This is a genomic window from Bradyrhizobium sp. STM 3561 (assembly GCF_045571455.1).
In the GTDB taxonomy this organism is placed as follows: domain Bacteria; phylum Pseudomonadota; class Alphaproteobacteria; order Rhizobiales; family Xanthobacteraceae; genus Bradyrhizobium; species Bradyrhizobium vignae.
Genome location: NZ_CP120695.1, coordinates 7,053,140 through 7,070,754, shown reverse-complemented (window position 1 = coordinate 7,070,754; position 17,615 = coordinate 7,053,140). Strand labels below are relative to the sequence as shown.

13 protein-coding genes and 1 pseudogene are annotated in these 17,615 nt (G+C 64.3%); 8 read left to right on the top strand and 6 right to left on the bottom strand.

The window, feature by feature from the left end; all coding sequences use genetic code 11:
- Positions 1-125: 125 nt before the first annotated feature.
- Both P6U28_RS33520 and P6U28_RS33515 read right to left on the bottom strand, forming a co-directional pair.
- Entirely contained in the window at positions 126-1,628 is a 1,503-nt protein-coding gene (locus tag P6U28_RS33520; RefSeq protein WP_407120567.1) for a flavin-containing monooxygenase, read from the bottom strand.
- A gap of 125 nt (positions 1,629-1,753) precedes the next feature.
- Entirely contained in the window at positions 1,754-2,512 is a 759-nt protein-coding gene (locus P6U28_RS33515; RefSeq protein ID WP_407120566.1) for a S1 family peptidase, read from the bottom strand.
- Positions 2,513-2,621: 109 nt separating this feature from the next.
- Here P6U28_RS33515 and P6U28_RS33510 point away from each other — a divergent pair, with 109 nt between their 5' ends.
- The gene (locus tag P6U28_RS33510; RefSeq protein WP_407120565.1) at positions 2,622-3,257 is read left to right on the top strand and encodes an HAD-IA family hydrolase; all 636 of its coding nucleotides are present in this window, start codon (positions 2,622-2,624) and stop codon (positions 3,255-3,257) included.
- Between the two features lie 120 nt (positions 3,258-3,377).
- On the opposite strand, the gene mtnA is transcribed toward P6U28_RS33510, so the two are convergent.
- From mtnA to P6U28_RS33495, 3 genes are all read right to left on the bottom strand, one after another.
- The gene (gene mtnA / locus P6U28_RS33505) at positions 3,378-4,484 is read right to left on the bottom strand and encodes an S-methyl-5-thioribose-1-phosphate isomerase (protein ID WP_407120564.1); all 1,107 of its coding nucleotides are present in this window, start codon (positions 4,482-4,484) and stop codon (positions 3,378-3,380) included.
- Positions 4,485-4,502: 18 nt separating this feature from the next.
- Positions 4,503-5,378 carry an S-methyl-5'-thioadenosine phosphorylase gene (locus tag P6U28_RS33500; protein ID WP_407120563.1) on the bottom strand — a complete coding sequence of 292 codons (876 nt, stop codon included), beginning with the start codon at positions 5,376-5,378 and terminating at the stop codon, positions 4,503-4,505.
- A gap of 138 nt (positions 5,379-5,516) precedes the next feature.
- On the bottom strand, positions 5,517-5,789 hold the full coding sequence (locus tag P6U28_RS33495) for a phosphopantetheine-binding protein (protein ID WP_407120562.1): 273 nt from the start codon (positions 5,787-5,789) through the stop codon (positions 5,517-5,519).
- Positions 5,790-6,148: 359 nt separating this feature from the next.
- Between P6U28_RS33495 and P6U28_RS33490 the strand changes: the two genes are divergently transcribed.
- The 7 genes and pseudogenes from P6U28_RS33490 (at position 6,149) to P6U28_RS33460 (ending at position 15,733) form a co-directional block, all read left to right on the top strand.
- The gene (locus P6U28_RS33490; RefSeq protein WP_122406199.1) at positions 6,149-7,366 is read left to right on the top strand and encodes an acyl-CoA dehydrogenase family protein; all 1,218 of its coding nucleotides are present in this window, start codon (positions 6,149-6,151) and stop codon (positions 7,364-7,366) included.
- Between the two features lie 57 nt (positions 7,367-7,423).
- Positions 7,424-8,404, top strand: coding sequence for an amino acid--[acyl-carrier-protein] ligase (locus tag P6U28_RS33485; protein WP_407120561.1), 981 nt, complete (start codon positions 7,424-7,426; stop codon positions 8,402-8,404).
- Positions 8,405-8,445: 41 nt separating this feature from the next.
- Entirely contained in the window at positions 8,446-9,321 is an 876-nt protein-coding gene (locus P6U28_RS33480) for an acyl-CoA acyltransferase (RefSeq protein WP_122406201.1), read from the top strand.
- A 210-nt stretch (positions 9,322-9,531) separates the two neighbouring features.
- Positions 9,532-12,399 (top strand): PAS-domain containing protein, encoded by a 2,868-nt coding sequence (locus P6U28_RS33475; protein WP_407120560.1) that lies wholly within the window; start codon positions 9,532-9,534, stop codon positions 12,397-12,399.
- Positions 12,400-12,603: 204 nt separating this feature from the next.
- Positions 12,604-13,580: pseudogene (locus tag P6U28_RS33470) on the top strand (tripartite tricarboxylate transporter substrate binding protein).
- 154 nt (positions 13,581-13,734) lie between these two features.
- Positions 13,735-14,220 (top strand): tripartite tricarboxylate transporter TctB family protein, encoded by a 486-nt coding sequence (locus P6U28_RS33465; protein WP_407120559.1) that lies wholly within the window; start codon positions 13,735-13,737, stop codon positions 14,218-14,220.
- 4 nt (positions 14,221-14,224) lie between these two features.
- Positions 14,225-15,733, top strand: a complete 1,509-nt coding sequence (locus P6U28_RS33460) for a tripartite tricarboxylate transporter permease (protein ID WP_407120558.1) — start codon at positions 14,225-14,227, stop codon at positions 15,731-15,733.
- A 108-nt stretch (positions 15,734-15,841) separates the two neighbouring features.
- Here P6U28_RS33460 and P6U28_RS33455 read toward each other — a convergent pair whose 3' ends face one another.
- Positions 15,842-17,536 carry an EAL domain-containing protein gene (locus tag P6U28_RS33455; protein WP_407120557.1) on the bottom strand — a complete coding sequence of 565 codons (1,695 nt, stop codon included), beginning with the start codon at positions 17,534-17,536 and terminating at the stop codon, positions 15,842-15,844.
- Positions 17,537-17,615 lie beyond the last annotated feature (79 nt).

Below are 17,615 nucleotides of genomic sequence, written 5' to 3'. Positions count from 1 at the left end.
GCTGCGACTGAGTTGGAACGCCGCTACCCCAGTAAACGGTGTCGCCCGGGCTCGCTTCGCGCCCCGGGACGACAGTTGGGTGTGGGGTTAGCGTCGCCGCCCTCACCCCACGCCTACGAACGACCTCACCCGTAAACAAACGCCTTATCATCCAGGTCCGTCTTCGGGATCTCGTCCTTCTCGGTCCAGTAATCCTGGCTGTGCTGCCATTCCGGCTTGTCGCCGCGCTTGGGCAGCAGGTTCATGTTGCGCATCATGTAGCCGGGGTTGAAGTTTTCCGGATCGATCCAGGGCAGGATCGGCATGTTGTGGTCTTCGGGACGCAGCCTCACCTCGACCTTCTTCTTGCCCTTGGCCTTCATGTGTCCGAGCAGCCGACAGACGAAATCGGCGACGAGGTCGACGCGCAGCGTCCAGCTGGCGCGGAAGTAGCCGAACACCCAGACCATGTTCGGCACGCCCGTGAACATCATGCCGCGATAGGTGACGGTGTCGCCGAAGGCAAGCGGCTTGCCGTCGATCTCGAAGGCGATGTCGCCGAGCGCGGCAAGATTGAAGCCGGTCGCGGTGATGATGATATCGGCCTCCAGCAGCTTGCCCGATTTGAGCTGGACGCCGTTCTCGACGAAGCATTCGATCTCGTCGGTCACGACCGAAGCCTTGCCGCTGGCGATGCCCTTGAACAGATCGGCATCCGGCACGAAGGCGATGCGCTGCCGCCACGGCCGGTATCTTGGCGTGAAGTGGGTCTCGACGTCGTAGTCGGGACCGAGGACTGCGCTGATCTGGCCGATCAGCTCCTTCTTGACCTGCTCAGGCTTGGACACGCAGAGCTTCGTAAACGCATCCTGCTCGAACAAGATCTTCCGCCGCACGATCTCATGGATCCAGGTTTCGTCAACCTGAAGCCGGCGCAGCTCTTCCGCGATCTCGATGGCGTTGCGGCCAAGGCGGAAATAGGTTGGCGAGCGCTGCAGCATGGTGACGTGCGCGCAACTGTCCGCGATGTTCGGCACCAGCGTCGCCGCGGTCGCGCCCGAGCCGATCACAACCACCTTCTTGCCCGCGAGATCGATATCATCCGGCCAGGTCTGGGGATGGACGATGCGACCCTTGAAGCGGTCCATTCCCTTCCATTCCGGCGTATAGCCCTCCGAATGGCGGTAATAGCCCTGGCACATCCAGAGGAAGTTTGCGGTAAAGGTCTTTGCCTCGCCCGTATCGGTGGTCGTCGCCTCGATGGTCCAGAGATTCTGCTCGCTCGACCAGCTCGCGGAATTGATCTTGTGCTTGTAGCGGATGTGACGGGCGATATCGTTGTCGTCGATCACCTCTTTCATGTAGGAGAGAATCTCCTCGGCGGTCGCGATGGGCGGGCCAACCCAGGGCTTGAAGCTGTAGCCGAAGGTGTGGAGGTCGCTGTCCGAGCGGATGCCGGGATAGCGATGCGTGCTCCAGGTGCCGCCGAACGTCGCCTGCGTTTCGAGGATGACGTAGCTCGTACCCGGCAGCTGCTTTTCGATATGATAGGCGCTGCCGATGCCGGAGATGCCGGCGCCGACGATCAGCACGTCGAAATGTTCCGAGGCCTGCTTGGTGGTGGCGTGACTGCGAACAGCGACATTCATTGTTGCTTCTATGCCTTGCTTGTTTTTGTGGCCGCCTTTGATCGGGCGACCCGTTTCCTCCGCGACGGGCATGGTCGCCCATCGCGCTTCCGCTTCAAAATGACATAGATCAAGTCGAGGTCAAATCACAGCGCCGCACCCCAGCTCCGCGCGGTCTGCAAAATCCAGTCGCGATAGAGCGTCAGCGGCGTCACGCCGGTCAATCCGCCGCAACCTGCGGCGCCGTTCGGCCCTGTCGACCAGCTGATGAGACCGACGAGCACGGGACCATTCGGCTTGTCCTCGAACACGGGGCCGCCGGAATCGCCGGTGCAGGCGCCAATTCCGTCGCGAACACCGTTGGTTACGGGATCGACCAGGCGAATCTGGAGCGTGCCGGGCTGGCCGGTCGTAACGAGGCCGGCAACGCGCGTCGTGCCGCCGCTCTTGCCGTCGCCCCGCACCGTGACGCCAATACCGGCGATCACGAAGCGGCTGCCGACCTGGATTGGAATCGTCGGCATGCCGACGGTCACCGTGGATTTTCCCTTGAGTGGAATATCCAGTTGCAGCAGCGCCACGTCGGCGGTGGCGCGATGCGCCTGCATCGCCTGCATGTTGAAATTCGGATGGATCGCGACGGTACGGACATTCAGCAATTGCGGCTGACCATCGGCGCTACGCTCGACGATCTTGTAGTCGGCGCCGGGCTGCACGCAGTGGGCCACCGTCAACACTACTTTTGGCGCGATCAGGCTGCCGGTGCAGAAATTGCCGCGCGAGCCGACGATGGTAACGATGGCGCGCGCAATGCCGTCGGCTTGCGGCGTGCCGCCACCGACGATGGCGTGGGCGGGTGTGGCGAGCAGCAGCGCCGCTGTGATGAACGTGGCAAGCTTCTTCATGGGAACACGCTTTGGCGTCAGCATCGGTGAGGAGGGGGACAGCTTCGGACTGGCTCTTGCCGATAACGCATGCTAGCCCTCTTGGAAAGGAATTGACGAGGGCAGGACATTGGCGATCGAGGCTGTGGTCTTTGATTTTGGCGGCGTGCTGACGAGCTCACCATTCGAGGCGTTCACGCGGTTCGAGACCGAACGTGGCCTGCCCGCCGACATCATCCGGCGCACGAACGCAGCCAATCACCTGGAGAACGCCTGGGCCAGGTTCGAGCGGGCCGAGGTCGATATCGAAACCTTCGATCACTTGTTCGCCGAGGAGTCCCGCGCGCTTGGCGCAGAAGTGCGCGGACGCGACGTGCTGCCGCTGCTCCAGGGCGATCTGCGGCCGGAGATGGTCGAGGCGTTGAAGCGGATCAAGGCACAATTCAAGACCGGCTGCATCACCAACAATTTGCCGGCTAACGCAATTGGCAGCATGACCGGACGCTCACTTTACATCGCCGAGGTGATGGTGCTGTTCGACCACGTCATCGAATCCGCCAAGATCGGCCTACGCAAGCCTGACCCGCGCATCTACCGGATGATGGTCGAGACGCTGAAGGTCGATCCGAACAATTGCGTCTATCTCGACGATCTCGGCGTGAATTTGAAGCCAGCGCGCGAAATGGGCATGACGACGATCAAGGTGACGAGTGGGGCGCAGGCGATCGCGGATCTCGAGAAGGCGACGGGGCTGAAGCTGAGATAGCGCGTCATACTCCGTCCCTGCGAGCGCAGCGAAGCAATCCGGGCTGTCTCCGCGGAAAGATTCTGGATTGCTTCGCTACGCTCGCGATGACGGCGGTGGCGAGATATCGACCAACCAAATCTACTCCGCCGCAGCCGCGATCCGCTCCGGGAACGCTGCGGCCAGCGAGTCACGATCCGGCTTCAGCACACCGCGCTCGGTAATCAGGCCGGTGACAAGCCGCGCCGGGGTCACGTCGAAGGCGTAATTCGCGACCGACGAGTTCTCCGGCACGATGCGTACCGTCTCCAGCCTTCCGTCTGCGGTGCGGCCGGTCATGTCGGTGACTTCAACGCCACTGCGCTGCTCGATCGGAATGTCACGGATGCCGTCATGGACGGCGAAGTCGATCGTCGGCGACGGCAGCGCGACGTAGAAGGGCACGCCATTGTCATGCGCGGCAAGCGCCTTGAGATAGGTGCCGATCTTGTTGCAGACGTCGCCATTGGCGGCGACGCGGTCGGTGCCGACAATGGCGAGATCGACCATACCGTGCTGCATCAGGTGTCCGCCGGTATTGTCCGGGATCACCGTGTGCGGCACGCCGTGATGGCCGAGCTCCCAGGCCGTGAGCGAGGCGCCCTGGTTGCGCGGCCGGGTCTCGTCGACCCAGACATGGACCTTGATGCCGCGCTCATGTGCAAGATAGATCGGCGCCGTCGCCGTGCCCCAATCGACGGTAGCGAGCCAGCCGGCGTTGCAATGGGTCAGCACGTTGACCACTTCGCCCGGCTTCTTCGCCGCGATCGCCTCGATCAACTTCAGACCGTTGCCGGCGATGCCACGGTTGATCTCGACGTCCTGCTCGACGATCTCATCGGCGCGCGCATAGGCCGCTTCCGCCCGTTCCACCGGATCGATCGGCGCGAGCGCCGCGCGCATCTCGTCCAGGGCCCATTTCAGATTGATCGCGGTGGGCCGCGCCACGACGAGCGTGTCATAAGCGCGCTTCAGGCCCTCATCCGAGGCATCCTCGCGCATGGCGAGCGCCATGCCGTAAGCGGCGGTGGCGCCGATCAGCGGCGCGCCGCGCACCAGCATGTCACGAATGGCAACTGCCGCGTCTTCACACGCCGTCAGCCTCGCAATGACGAATTCATGCGGCAGCCGGCGCTGGTCGATCGCACCGACCGACCAGCCGTCACGCTCGCGCCAGATGCTGCGGAAATGCTTGCCGTCGACCTTCATGGCATTCTGCCTTTCGTATCACGCCCGCAGCACGCGTCCTGCCACCGCGTCGAGCTTCTTCAGAAGCTCGGGATCGCGCGCCTCGGGCGCCGTGATCAGCGCGGTGTCGAGCGCGCGGTCCGAACCGATCGGGCACGGCTCGTGCTCGCGCGGGAAATCCTTGGCTAGCCGCGCCACCAGCGCCTTCGCCTTGTCGGCGTTCGAGTTCAGCACGCGGATGATGTCCTGAACGGTGACGGCGTCATGATCGGGATGCCAGCAGTCGAAATCCGTCACCATTGCGACGGTGGCGTAACAAATCTCCGCCTCACGCGCGAGCTTCGCCTCGGGCATGTTGGTCATGCCGATCACGGAATAGCCGAGCGTCTTGTAGGTCATGCTTTCCGCGTAAGTGGAGAATTGCGGCCCTTCCATGCAGACATAGGTGCCGCCGCGCGCGATCGCGATGCCCTCGGCCTCAGCCGCCGCGGCAAGATGGATGCGCAGCCGCGGCGAGACCGGGTGTGCCATCGATACATGCGCGACGCAGCCGCGGCCGAAGAACGAGCTCTCGCGCTTGTGGGTGCGGTCGACGAACTGGTCGACGAGAACGAAGGTGCCCGGCGGAAGTTCCTCTTTGAAGGAGCCGCAGGCCGACAGCGAGATCAAGTCCGTGACGCCGGCGCGCTTCAGCACGTCGATGTTGGCACGGTAGTTGATGTCGGAGGGGGAGAGCCGGTGACCCCTGTCATGCCGCGGCAGGAACACCACCGGCAGGCCGGCGATGGAGCCACGCCGCAGGGGCGCAGAGGGCTCGCCCCAAGGGCTCTTGATCACCTCTTCGCGAGCACCCTCGAGGCCCGGCAGGTCGTAGATGCCCGAGCCCCCGATGATACCCAATACCGCCCGCGTCATGCCTGCTCCACCCTGTCCACCAAATGTGACATGGTTAAGCTATGCCAGTTTTGCGGCGGATTTGGAACGGGGGTGGAGGGGTGACGGCGGTCGCGTGAGGAGCGCGGACGACGCCGTGGAAGGAGCCGTGCGCTCGACTTAAGCCGCCGTTGCCGGCTGCAGCTGGGTCGCGACCATCCGCTCCAGCGTCTCGACCGACAGGAAATTCTCCGGCGTGATCTCGGACTGCGGGATGGTGAAATCGAACTCGGCCTCGACGCCGAGCATCAGATTGACCATGTCCATCGAGGTCAGGCCGATATCGACGAGCTTCGCCTGTGGCGTGACGTCAGCGGCAAGCGAGTTCTGTTCGAGGATGCCCTTCACCAGCTTGATGATGCGGTTGCGCAAATCGGTATCGGAGGCCTGCATCGGCAAATTCCCATCTGTCTATCGGAGGCGGATCGGACTGCCGGCCACGATGGGCACGGTCTGCCGGTCCTGCAATGGGCGGCAGCAATACTTCGCGCTTCTTAGTAAACGATGACTCAGATTGTCCGAAATTCAGGCTTCTTCCGGAATCCTAACACGATGCTGGAAAATCAGGTGATGCAAACAACCGGACCTTAACTGTTCGTTCGGAATTGGGTTTTGTTTACCCTCTATTTCATCGACGAATTTGAATTAAATCCGTAGCCTCGTCTCACAAGCAAAGATGGCCGGAGGATCGCTTCAAGCGGCATCGCGAATGATGCCGGCGATCTCGAACGGCAAACCGGAGGCGGACGAGTATGAACGTGCGTGAAGCAGTCCTCACTGTCGACGAGATGCAGACCGGATTTCTCGAGCAGGGTCCCTCCCTGATCGAGCGTGCCGCGCGGACCGCCGCAGCGGCCGCAGCCGACGCAGACGGCGTCGATCGCGACGCCCGCTTCCCGCACAAGGCTTTCGACGTCGCACGCGAGCAAAAGCTGCTCGGCGTGATGGTTCCGGTCGAGTTCGGCGGCTTCGGCGCCTCGATCTATGACGTCACCGACATCTGCTACACGCTCGGGCGCGCCTGCGCTTCGACGGCGATGATCTACGCGATGCACCAGACCAAGGTCGCCTGCGTCGTCAGGCACGGCCATGGCATTCCCTGGATGGAGACCATGATGCGCCGGGTCGCCCGCGACCAGTGGCTGCTCGCCTCTTCCACTACCGAGGGCCAGAATGGCGGCAACATCCGCGCCAGCGCTGCCGCGGTCGACCATGCCGGCGACACCGTCTCGCTCGTGCGCGACGCCACCGTGATCTCCTATGGTGCCGAAGCCGACGGCCTCGTCACCATCGCCCGCCGCGCCACCGATGCCGCCGCCTCCGACCAGGTGCTGCTGGCTCTCGCCAAGGACGACTATTCGCTGAAGCGGACGCTCGGCTGGGAAACGCTCGGCATGCGCGGCACCTGCTCGACCGGGTTCGAGCTGAGGGTCGACTGCCCCGCCGACCGCGTCTTTCCGGAATCCTATGACAAGATCCACGCCCAGACCATGACGCCGTTCGCGCATCTGTGCTGGTCGTCGGCCTGGGCCGGCATTGCCGCTGCGGCCGTGACCCGCGCGCAGGCTTTCATCCGTAAGGCTGCGCGCTCTTCCGGCGGCCAGATGCCCCCGGCCGCGGCGCATTTCACCGCCGCCAAGATGTCGCTGGCCAAGCTGCGCGCGCTGATTGCCGCCAACATCGACGCCTTCGCCAGCGCCGAGCATGACGAGCGGGCGCTCGGCTCGCTCGACTTCCAGTCCTCCATCACGCTGCTGAAGGTGCAGGCCTCCGAGCTCGCGGTCGAGACCGTGATGCATGCTATGCGCACCGCGGGCCTTTCCGGCTACCGCAACGACGGCGAGTTCACCATGGGCCGGCACCTCCGCGACGTGCTGTCGTCGCCGATCATGATCAACAACGACCGCATTCTGGCCAACGCCGCCACCTCGACGCTGATGAGCGGGGTGCCATCGAGCCTTCATGACTGACGTGCCTTCGCGACCAGACCAACAAGAACAATTTCGAGATAGCAGGACATCGATCCCATGAATATTGCCGTCCTCCCCAATTCGCCCGATACTGCGCCGCAAGTGATCGATCCGCTCGATCATCTCGCCGACAAGCTGTTCCACCGCATGGGCGCCGATGGCGTCTATGCCCGCACCGCGCTCTATGAGGGCATCGTCGAGAAGCTCGCCGGGTTGATCACCAGCCATCGCGAAGCCGGTACCGAAGTGATGCGCTTCCCGCCGGTGATGAGCCGCGCGCAGCTGGAAAAATCCGGCTATCTCAAGAGCTTCCCGAACCTGCTCGGCTGCGTCTGCGGCCTGCATGGCACCGAGCGCGAGATCAACGCCGCGGTCAGCCGCTTCGATGCCGGCGGCGACTGGACGACGTCACTGTCGCCCGCCGACCTCGTGCTGTCTCCGGCCGCCTGCTATCCCGTCTACCCGATCGCGGCGAGCCGTGGCCAATTGCCGAAGGGCGGCCTGCGCTTCGACGTCGCCGCCGACTGCTTCCGCCGTGAGCCGTCGAAACATCTCGATCGGCTGCAATCGTTCCGGATGCGCGAATATGTCTGCATCGGCACGCCCGACGACGTCGCCGATTTCCGCGAGCGCTGGATGGTGCGCGCGCAGGCCATCGCCCGCGACCTCGGCCTCACCTTCCGCGTCGACTATGCCAGCGATCCGTTCTTCGGCCGGGTCGGCCAGATGAAGGCGGTGAGCCAGAAGCAGCAACAGCTCAAGTTCGAGCTCCTCATTCCGCTGCGCTCGGAGGAACAGCCGACTGCCTGCATGAGCTTCAACTATCATCGCGAGCATTTCGGCACGACCTGGGGAATCCAGGACGCCAATGGCGAGCCGGCCCATACCGGCTGCGTTGCCTTCGGCATGGATCGCCTCGCCGTCGCCATGTTCCACACCCACGGCACCGATCTTTCAGCCTGGCCCGCCAAGGTACGGGACGTCCTGGGCCTGCAGCCGCATGTTGCGGCAGGCGCCCACGGCGAAGGCTGGCGCTAACGCAACTCACGAGGCCGACCATTTCTACGGGCAAGACGAGTGTGATCCATACCAAGGTTCGATGCCGCGAAATCACCGAGTCCGACGTCGACAAGGTCGCGGACTTGCTGACGCGCGGCTTCGTCGGCCGCTCACGCGAATACTGGATTCAGGGCCTGCGCCGGCAGGCCTTCCGACCCGTGCCGGACGGTTATCCGCGCTTTGGCTACATGCTCGACGACGACGGCACGCCGGTCGGCGTGCTGCTCTTGATCTATACCGCGCGGAAGATCGGCGAAGAGACCGCCATCCGGTGCAATTTGTCGAGCTGGTATGTCGACCCGGCCTATCGCAACTACGCCCCGCTGCTGACCAAGATCGCCCAGCGGCACAAGGACGTCACTTATTTCAACATCAGTCCGGCGCCATGGACCTGGCCGATCATCGAGACGCAGGGCTTTCGCGCCTATTGCCGCGGCATATTCTTCTCGGTCCCTGCGCTGGCGCGTGCGCCGCGCTGGAGCGAGATCGAGGTCATCGCGCCGCATGCCAAGGAGATCGAGGGGCTTTCGGAAATGGAGACCGAGCTCCTGACGCGGCATGCGCGCTACAATTGCCTCAGCCTCGTCTGCCGCACGCCGAAGGGAACGTTCCCCTTCATCCTGCAACCGGTGCGGATGCGCCGCGGTTTCATCGCACCGCCGGCGATGAAGCTGATCTATTGCCGGAGTGCCGCCGAATATGCCGAATGCGCCGGCCGCATCGGCCGGTTGCTGCTGCGGCTCGGCAAGATTTCGGTGGCCGTCGATTCCAATGAGCCGATTCCCGGCCTCGTCGGCATTCATACCGAGCGGCGCGGCCGCAAATACTTCAAGGGCCCGCACCGGCCACAGCTCGGCGATCTCACGGACACGGAGCTCGTGTTGTACGGGCCGTAGAGGAACGCTCAGCCCATACGCCGGACACCTGATATGTTGCGCCCTCACGACTAACTCTCGCAGGCACCTCTGCAATGAGGACACGCTCTCCAGCGTCAGTCACCCTCCGTAAACTACTGCGATTAAGGGAATTTTCCGGGCTCTTCGCTACCCTCGGCGGCCGAAATAGGTTGCGTTAAGTCTTTGGCCTGCCGAGGTCCCGCCGACCCCATGATGTCGACCCGCGACAACGAGCCTGGTGCACGCAGCGAGCAGGGCCCGGAGGCCCTGGTCGCGCTGAGCCAGCTTGCGCTCGACCACATGGAGCAGGGCGTCTGCGTCTATGATGCCGACAACCGGATCGTGCTGGTGAACCAGCGCTACCTCAGCCTGTTCGACATGTCGGCCGAGATCGTGCGGATCGGCACCAGCTATCGTGAGGTGCTTGCGCATAGCGCTTCGCGCGGCAACTTCCCGGCGGACGAGCTCGACGCGCTGTACTCGGCGCGGATCGACCAGATCTCCGCGGGCAAGCCGTTCCGCACCGAGCAGCGGCTTGCCAGCGGGCTCGTCATGGCACTCGCGCTCAAGCCGCTTCCCGGCGGCGGCTGGATGACGATCTGCGACGATGTCACTCGCCTCGCCCGACTCGAGGCGGAATTGCGCGTCCAGACCGAGCGCAGCCAGCACGCGCTCGCCAACATGTCGCACGGCCTCATCATGTATGACGCTGAAAGTCGCGTCGTCGTCTGCAACGATCGCGTCCTGCGGCTCTATAACCTCGATCCCGGAATCGTGAAGCCGGGGGCCTCGCATTCTGCGGTGATCGAGCACTGGATGTCGCGCGGCAATCTGCCAGGCACCTCACCCGATAAATTCCATGACGCCAGGCTGGAGGACGTACGCACGCGGCGGGCGAAAACGCTGCTGGTGATGCGCTATGACGGACGAATGGTGCAGGCCGTCTCCCGGTTCCTGCCCGACGGCGGCTGGGTGACGGTGCACGAAGACGTCACCGAGCGCCTGCAATACGAGGAGACGCTGCGGCAGCAGAATGTCATGCTCGACGCGGCGCTGGAGAACATGGCGCACGGGCTCGCCTTCTTCGACAGCGACATGCGCCTTCGCGTCTGCAACACCACCTACCGCAAGATCTACCTTCTGTCGCTGGACGAGACCAGGCCCGGCACACACCTCTCCGAGCTGATCGAGCGCTCGATGGGGAGCGGCGCATTCTCTTCCGAATGCACTCCGCAGCAGCTGGTGGAAGTCGCCAGGAGCAGGATCGAAAAGCGGGACGCCTCGCCGATCCGCCGGCACATGTCCAACGGCACCGTGATCTCGGTCCGCTATTGCGCGCTCCGCGAGGGCGGCTTCGTCGCCACCTATGAGGACATTACCGAGCGCGAGCGTGCGATCGAGCAGCTGCGCGAACAATATCGCCGCTTCGATGCCGCACTGAACAACATGAGCCAGGGCCTGTGCATGCTCGATGCGAGCCTGCGCGTGATCGTCTGCAATCGCCGTTATATCGAGATGTACGGACTGTCGCCGGAGATGGTGAAGCCCGGCGTCTCGATGCGGGAGATCATGGAGCACAGCTGCGAGCTCGGCAATCATCCGAGCACGACCGGCGCCAAGCTCTATGCCGACTATGTCGAGAGGCTGCGCGAGGGCGAGCACACGCTGCACCGCCATTTGAGCGACGGCCGCATCATCAAGCTCAATCACAAGCGGATGGAGCATGGCGGCTGGGTCGTCACCTACGAGGACGTCACCGAGCGTCACAAGGCCCAGGCCCGGGTGGCGCACATGGCGCGGCACGATTCGCTCACCGACCTGCCCAACCGCACGCTGTTTCACGAGAAGATGGGCGAGGGACTGAACCAGGTTGCGATCGCCGGCGGCGCCATGGCCGTGCTGTGCTTCGACCTGGACAATTTCAAGACCGTCAACGACCGCCTCGGCCACGCCGCAGGCGATCGCCTGCTGCGCTGGGTCGCGGCGCGCCTCAAGGAGAATGTCGGCGAACACGACACCGTCGCGCGGCTCGGCGGTGACGAATTCGCCGTGCTCCAGCGTGGGCCGCAACCGCAATCGGCTGAGGAGCTCGCCCGTCGCCTGGTCGACATCATCGGTCATCCCCCGCCGCTGGAAAGCCAGCCGATCCATGTCGGCGTCTCCGTCGGCATCGCGATTGCACCCGACCACGGGCTCGATGCCGACGAGTTGATGAAATGCGCCGATCTCGCGCTGTACCAAGCCAAGGCCAAGGGGCGCGGAGCCTATCAGCTGTTCGAGCCCGAGATGGAGGAAGAGGCGCGCAGCCGGCACGCACTGGAGCAGGATCTGGCCGGCGCGCTCGAAGGACATGAATTCCACCTGGTGTTCCAACCGCAGATGCGGCTCGATTCCTCCGAGCTCACCGGCTTCGAGGCACTGCTGCGCTGGAAGCATCCCTCGCGCGGCTTCGTCTCTCCGGCCGAGTTCATCCCTCTCGCGGAGGAGAACGGGCTGATCGTTCCGATCGGCGAATGGGTGCTGCGCACGGCCTGCGCGGCCGCCGCGGCCTGGCCCGGAGTCACCGTCGCGGTGAACCTGTCTCCGGTGCAGTTCCGCTCCCGCGGGCTGGTGGCGATGGTCGCGAGCGCACTTGCGGAAGCCGGCCTGCCGCCGCAGCGGCTCGAGCTCGAGGTCACGGAGACGGCGCTGCTCGACGACAGCGAGGCGACGATCGACATCCTGCATCAGCTCCGCGCCCTCGGCGTGCGCGTCAGTCTCGACGATTTCGGGGTCGGCTATTCCTCGCTGAGCTACTTGCGCAAGTTTCCGTTCGATCGCATCAAGATCGATCGGTCCTTCGTTGGCACGCTCGGCGAAAGCCCGGAGAGCGTCGCCATCGTCAGAACGATCGCAAGCCTCGGCTCCGTGCTCGGCGTCGAGACCACGGCCGAGGGGGTGGAGACCGAGGAGCAACTCGATTTCGTCCGCGAATGCGGCTGCACCGCCGTTCAAGGATATTATTTCGGCAAGCCGTGCCTCGCATCGGAGGTGGGCCGCACCATCGAGACGCTGAACATGGTGCGGCGCGTGGCCTGACGGCTTAGGCGCGTCAAATTCCGTCCCTCGGCACGCGGCCAAACGACGAATTGTCGCATGTAGCGGCTTTGCCGGTGTTACCCGGCCGACCGCCGCACGCGGTCCGCGCAATGCGCTTTTCTTCTCACTCGATTTCAGAAACAATCGTCTCACAAGAACGAGAGACGGCGGTCCCAAAGAGGCCGCCGCGAGGGAGGCGTTTCGATGTCGGGATACGGGCTGAAGACGATCGCATTTGCCGTGCTGCACGCCGTCATGGGCGCATTGCTCACCACTGCCGTCAGTGCGCAGGACTACCCAACCAAGCCGATCACGCTGATCGTGCCTTGGCCGGCCGGCGGATCGACCGACATCTCGATGCGAGCGATCGCCGACAGCGCCTCGAAGGTGCTAGGGCAGCCGATCGTGATCGACAACAAAGCCGGCGGCGGCGGCACGGTCGGACCGGCGACGATGGCGGCGGCGGCGAAGCCGGACGGCTATACCATCTCGCAGATCCCGATCACGGTGTTCCGCCTCCCCCTGATGCAGGAGGTGTCGTGGGATCCGGCGAAGGATTTCACCTATATCGTCCATCTCACCGGTTACACCTTCGGTGTGACGACCAGCGCGGAGTCGCAGTTCAAGAGCTGGAAGGACGTGGTGGAGTTTGCAAAGGCGAACCCGGGCACGTGACCTACGCCACGCCGGGCGCCGGCACGTCGCTGCATATCGGCATGGAGCAGATCGCCGCGCTGTCCGGCATCAAGCTGACGCAAGTCCCTTTCAAGGGCGGCGCGGAAACCAACGCCGCAGTGCTGGGACAGCACACCATGCTTCAGGCTGATTCCACGGGATGGCGGCCGCTGGTCGACGCCGGCAAGCTGCGGCTCCTGATGGTGTGGACCGGCTCACGCTCGCCGAACTATCCTGATGTACCGACGCTGAAGGAGCTGGGCTATCCCATGGTCTATGATTCCCCGTTCGGCATCGCAGGTCCGAAAGGCATGGATCCCAAGATCGTCGCCAAGCTGCACGATGCGTTCAGGAGGGCGATCGAGGATCCGGCGGTCGTGGCAACGCTCGCCAAATACGACATGGTGCCGAACTACAAGAACACCGACGACTACAAGAAGTTCGTCGCCGAGGTCACGGAGTCCGAGCGCAAGGTGATCGAGACGCTAGGGCTCGCGAAGAAGTAGAGCTAAGCCACCTGCGTACCCCCGGACGCGGTGCAGCGCTTCTTCAGCGGTGCACCGCAAAGCCGGGACCCAGCTTTTCGTCCACACTCATGGGCCCCGGCTCTGCAGCGCACCGCTTTGCGCTGCGCTGCGTCCGGGACACGAGAGGATCGCGATGAACGACCCAACCAACGTCAAGCTCCGCCTCAGCAACTCCGAACTCTGGGGCGGGCTGATCGGGCTCGCACTCGGCGGCTTCGTGATCTGGTCGGGCTTGAGGCTCAAGCTCGGCACCATCAACGATCCCGGCTCCGGCTACGTGCTGTTCTACACGGGCATCCTGATGTGCGTGTTCGCAGCCGCCATCGTCGTCTCGGCGATCACCGAGGGCGGGCCGACGCTGGCCTCGCGCTGGGAGAATGTGCGCTGGAGCAAGCCGCTTCTCCTCATCGCCTGCCTCACCGCATTCTCCTTCGCGCTGGAGCCGCTGGGATTTCTGCTGTCGTCGATCCCGCTGATGCTGCTGCTGTTGCGGCTGATCGATCCAGTGCGCTGGGCTCTGGCGATTCCAATCGCCGTGCTGGTGCCATCAGGCATGTGGTGGGTGCTCAAGCGGCTGCTGTTGATCCAATTGCCCTCGGGCCTGTTCGGGATCGGTTGACCCTATGGATACGCTCGTCAATGTGGCACATGGATTCGGCGTCGCGCTGCTGCCGGTCAACCTGCTCTACTGCTTCATCGGCGTCTTCATCGGCACGCTGGTCGGCGTGCTGCCGGGCATCGGCCCGATCTCGGCGATGTCGCTGCTGCTGCCCGTGACGCTGTCGGGAACGCCGGAATCCGGCATCATCATGATGGCAGGCATCTATTACGGTTCGATGTATGGCGGCTCGACCACCTCGATCCTGGTCAACATCCCCGGCGAGGCCGCCTCCGTCGTCACCTGCATCGACGGCCACCAGATGGCGAAACAGGGCCGCGCGGGACCGGCACTCGGCATCTCCGCTTTCGGCTCGTTCGTCGCCGGCACCTTCGCGCTGGTCGCCCTGATGCTGGTGGCCCCGAAGCTTGCCAGCATCGCCATCGCCTTCGGCCCGGCCGAGTATTTCAGCCTGATGGTGCTCGGCCTCGTCGTGCTCACCTTTCTCACCCAGGGTTCGATGCCGAAGGCGCTGCTGATGGCGTGCATCGGCGTCGTGCTCGGGCTGATTGGGCTCGACAGCATCACCGCGCAGCCGCGGCTGACCTTCGGCCGCATGGAGCTGATCGACGGCGTCGGCCTCGTGCCCGTCGTGATGGGCCTGTTCGGCGTCGCCGAAGTTCTTCTCAACACCGAGCAGGCCATCAAGCGAGACATCATCAACACCAAGATCACCCATCTCCTGCCCAACAAAGCGGATTGGAAGGTGAGCGCAGGCCCGGTCGGCCGCGGCACGATCCTCGGCTTTTTCCTCGGCATCCTGCCGGGTGGCGGCGCAGTGGTGGCGTCATTTGCATCCTACGCGCTTGAGAAGCGGCTGTCGAAGACGCCCGAGCGTTTCGGCCATGGCGCGATCGAAGGCGTTGCGGGGCCGGAGTCGGCGAACAACGCCGCGGCGGGCGGCGCGTTCATTCCGCTGATGACGCTCGGCATCCCGCCGAACGTGGTGATGGCGCTGCTGCTCGGGGCCTTCGTCATTCACGGGCTACAGCCGGGACCGCTGTTGATCACGCAAAACCCCGGCCTGTTCTGGGGCATCGTCGCCAGCATGTATATCGGCAACGTCATGCTGCTGATCCTGAATCTGCCGATGATCGGCATGTGGGTGCAGTTGCTCAAGCTGCCCTACAACATCCTGTTCCCCCTGATCATCCTGTTCACGATCCTGGGCGTCTACTGCTCGAGCAACAACGTGTTCGACGTCTATGTGATGATCGCGTTCGGGATCATCGGCTATTTCATGCGCAAGCTCGGCTACGAGCCCGCACCGCTGGTGCTGGCCTTCGTGCTGGGACCGATGATGGAGAACAATCTGCGCAAGTCGCTGATCCTGTCGCAGGGCGATCTCTGGACCTTCGTGCAGCGCCCGATCTCGGGCGCGTGTCTCGTGCTCGCGCTGGTGCTGCTGATCGCTCCGCTGCTGCCGTCACTGCGCAAGAAGCGCGAGCTGGTGGCGCTGGATGAGGGGGCCTGAAGTTTTCGCAAGGTAGGCAAAGCGAAGCGTGCCCATCCTTGGCGCCGCATTGTTGGAGAGCTGGTGGGCACGGCGCAAGTGCGCCGCCTTTGCCCACCCCACGGCACCTCAACCCGCCGCAGGGAGCGCGTTCTCCGACGCCACACCCCACGGCCGCTCGGACGAGGCAAGCCCGATCAGGCGGCCCTGGATGTAGTCGCAGCCCCAGTCGCCCAGCATGCTTGCGGCCTCTTCGTCCTGCACCCATTCGGCGACGGTCTTGATGTCGAGGCGCCGGGCGAGGTCGATCAGGGTCTGCACGAAGGCGCGGTCGTCGGAGGAATGGGTGATGTTCTGCACGAAGGCGCCGTCGATCTTCACGATATCCACGCCGAGCTTGCGCAAATTGCGGAACGAGGTGTAGCCGGCGCCGAAATCGTCGATGGCGATGCGGCTGCCAAAATGCTTGAGGCGGCTGACGAAAGCGCGAACGTCGTCGATGTCCTGGATTGCGACCGTCTCGGTGATCTCGACGATCAGCCGCTCGGCAACACCGGGATGCGCCTGCATCAGCGATTCGATCCCCGCCCACCAATCCGGATCCATGGTGGTATCCGGCGAGATGTTGAGGCTGAGACAAACGTCGGGCGCGGCCGCAAGCTCGGCGACCACGAGCTCGAGCACGCGGTGATCGACAAGGCGGATCAGGCCGAGCCGCTCGGCGACCGGCACGATGTCCGGCGCAAGCAGCACCTGGCCATCGCCCTGGTCCATCCGTACCAGGCATTCATGGAATGCGCGTTCGCGCGAGGCGGCCGAGACCACGGGCTCATAGGCGAGCCTGATGCGGCGTTCGTTGAGGGCGGTGACGATCTCGTCGGTGACGCGGATGTTGACGCGGCGCTGTGCGTCGCGCGCCGGATCCGGACGCCACGCCGCGAACGATCCGGCGCGACGGCGCTTGGCGGCATCCAGCGTTTCATGGGCGCGGTTGACGGCCTCGTCGGTATTGCGGGCATAGCGCGGCAGGCTGACCGCGCCGATCGAGGCGGTGACCGAGACCGGGCCGGATTTCGTCGGCACCACCTCGTCGCGGATGCCGGCGAGGAAGCGCTCCGCGGCGACGTTCATGTCGTCGACGGTGCAGTTCTTCAGTATCAGGCCGAACTTGTTGCCGGAGAAGCGCCCGAGCACGTCGCCGCCGCGCAGGCGCGAGCGAATGCGCTTGGCAATGTCGAGGATCACGGCATCGGCAACGTCGAAGCCGAAGGCATCGTTGACGCGGGCGAGATGATCGATGCCGACCAGCATGAAAGCCGCGGTCGAGCGGAAGCGGGTGGTCTCCTCAATCGTCTCGGCGAGCGCCGCGATCAGATGCGAGCGGTTGAGCTCGCCGGTCAGCGGATCGAGACGCGCCAGCCTCGTCAGCTCCTCGTCGCGGGCGTGACGTTCATTGTTGATGCGGACGGAGCCGATCGCGCGCACGGGACGGCCGTCGGGACCAGCGAACCAGCGGCCGGTCTCCTCGATCCAGATGACGGGATCGCCGGCGCTCATGCGCACGCCATACTCGACGCGATAGGGCGTGCCATCGGCCCCATGCACGGCGGAGGTTTGCGCCAGAGCTGCGGTCCGCAGCGTTTGCGCGGGCTCGATCAGCTTGGCGAATTCGGCGCCGGTCGCGAGCCGCTCGGCGGGGATGCCGGGAAAGATGGTGGCGACCTGCTCACCCCAGACGATGGCATCGCTTGTGATGTCCCAGGCGAACACCGCCTGACCGAGCACGGCCAGGATGTCGGAGGCTTGCGGCAATGCAGGAGTCAAAATCGCCTCGTTTTGGGACAGTGGAGAAGTCCTGAACCGGCCCAGAATAGAACCAGATTCGTCCCCGACCCTAAGCAAA

Bases quoted from the DNA above. Each gene is read 5' to 3' on its own strand.
- P6U28_RS33460 (WP_407120558.1), top strand. From the start codon at position 14,225: ATGGATACGCTCGTCAATGTGGCACATGGATTCGGCGTCGCGCTGCTG.
- P6U28_RS33465 (WP_407120559.1), top strand. From the start codon at position 13,735: ATGAACGACCCAACCAACGTCAAGCTCCGCCTCAGCAACTCCGAACTC.
- P6U28_RS33475 (WP_407120560.1), top strand. From the start codon at position 9,532: ATGATGTCGACCCGCGACAACGAGCCTGGTGCACGCAGCGAGCAGGGC.
- P6U28_RS33500 (WP_407120563.1), bottom strand. From the start codon at position 5,378: ATGACGCGGGCGGTATTGGGTATCATCGGGGGCTCGGGCATCTACGAC.
- mtnA (WP_407120564.1), bottom strand. From the start codon at position 4,484: ATGAAGGTCGACGGCAAGCATTTCCGCAGCATCTGGCGCGAGCGTGAC.
- P6U28_RS33520 (WP_407120567.1), bottom strand. From the start codon at position 1,628: ATGAATGTCGCTGTTCGCAGTCACGCCACCACCAAGCAGGCCTCGGAA.
- P6U28_RS33485 (WP_407120561.1), top strand. From the start codon at position 7,424: ATGAATATTGCCGTCCTCCCCAATTCGCCCGATACTGCGCCGCAAGTG.
- P6U28_RS33490 (WP_122406199.1), top strand. From the start codon at position 6,149: ATGAACGTGCGTGAAGCAGTCCTCACTGTCGACGAGATGCAGACCGGA.
- P6U28_RS33495 (WP_407120562.1), bottom strand. From the start codon at position 5,789: ATGCAGGCCTCCGATACCGATTTGCGCAACCGCATCATCAAGCTGGTG.
- P6U28_RS33515 (WP_407120566.1), bottom strand. From the start codon at position 2,512: ATGAAGAAGCTTGCCACGTTCATCACAGCGGCGCTGCTGCTCGCCACA.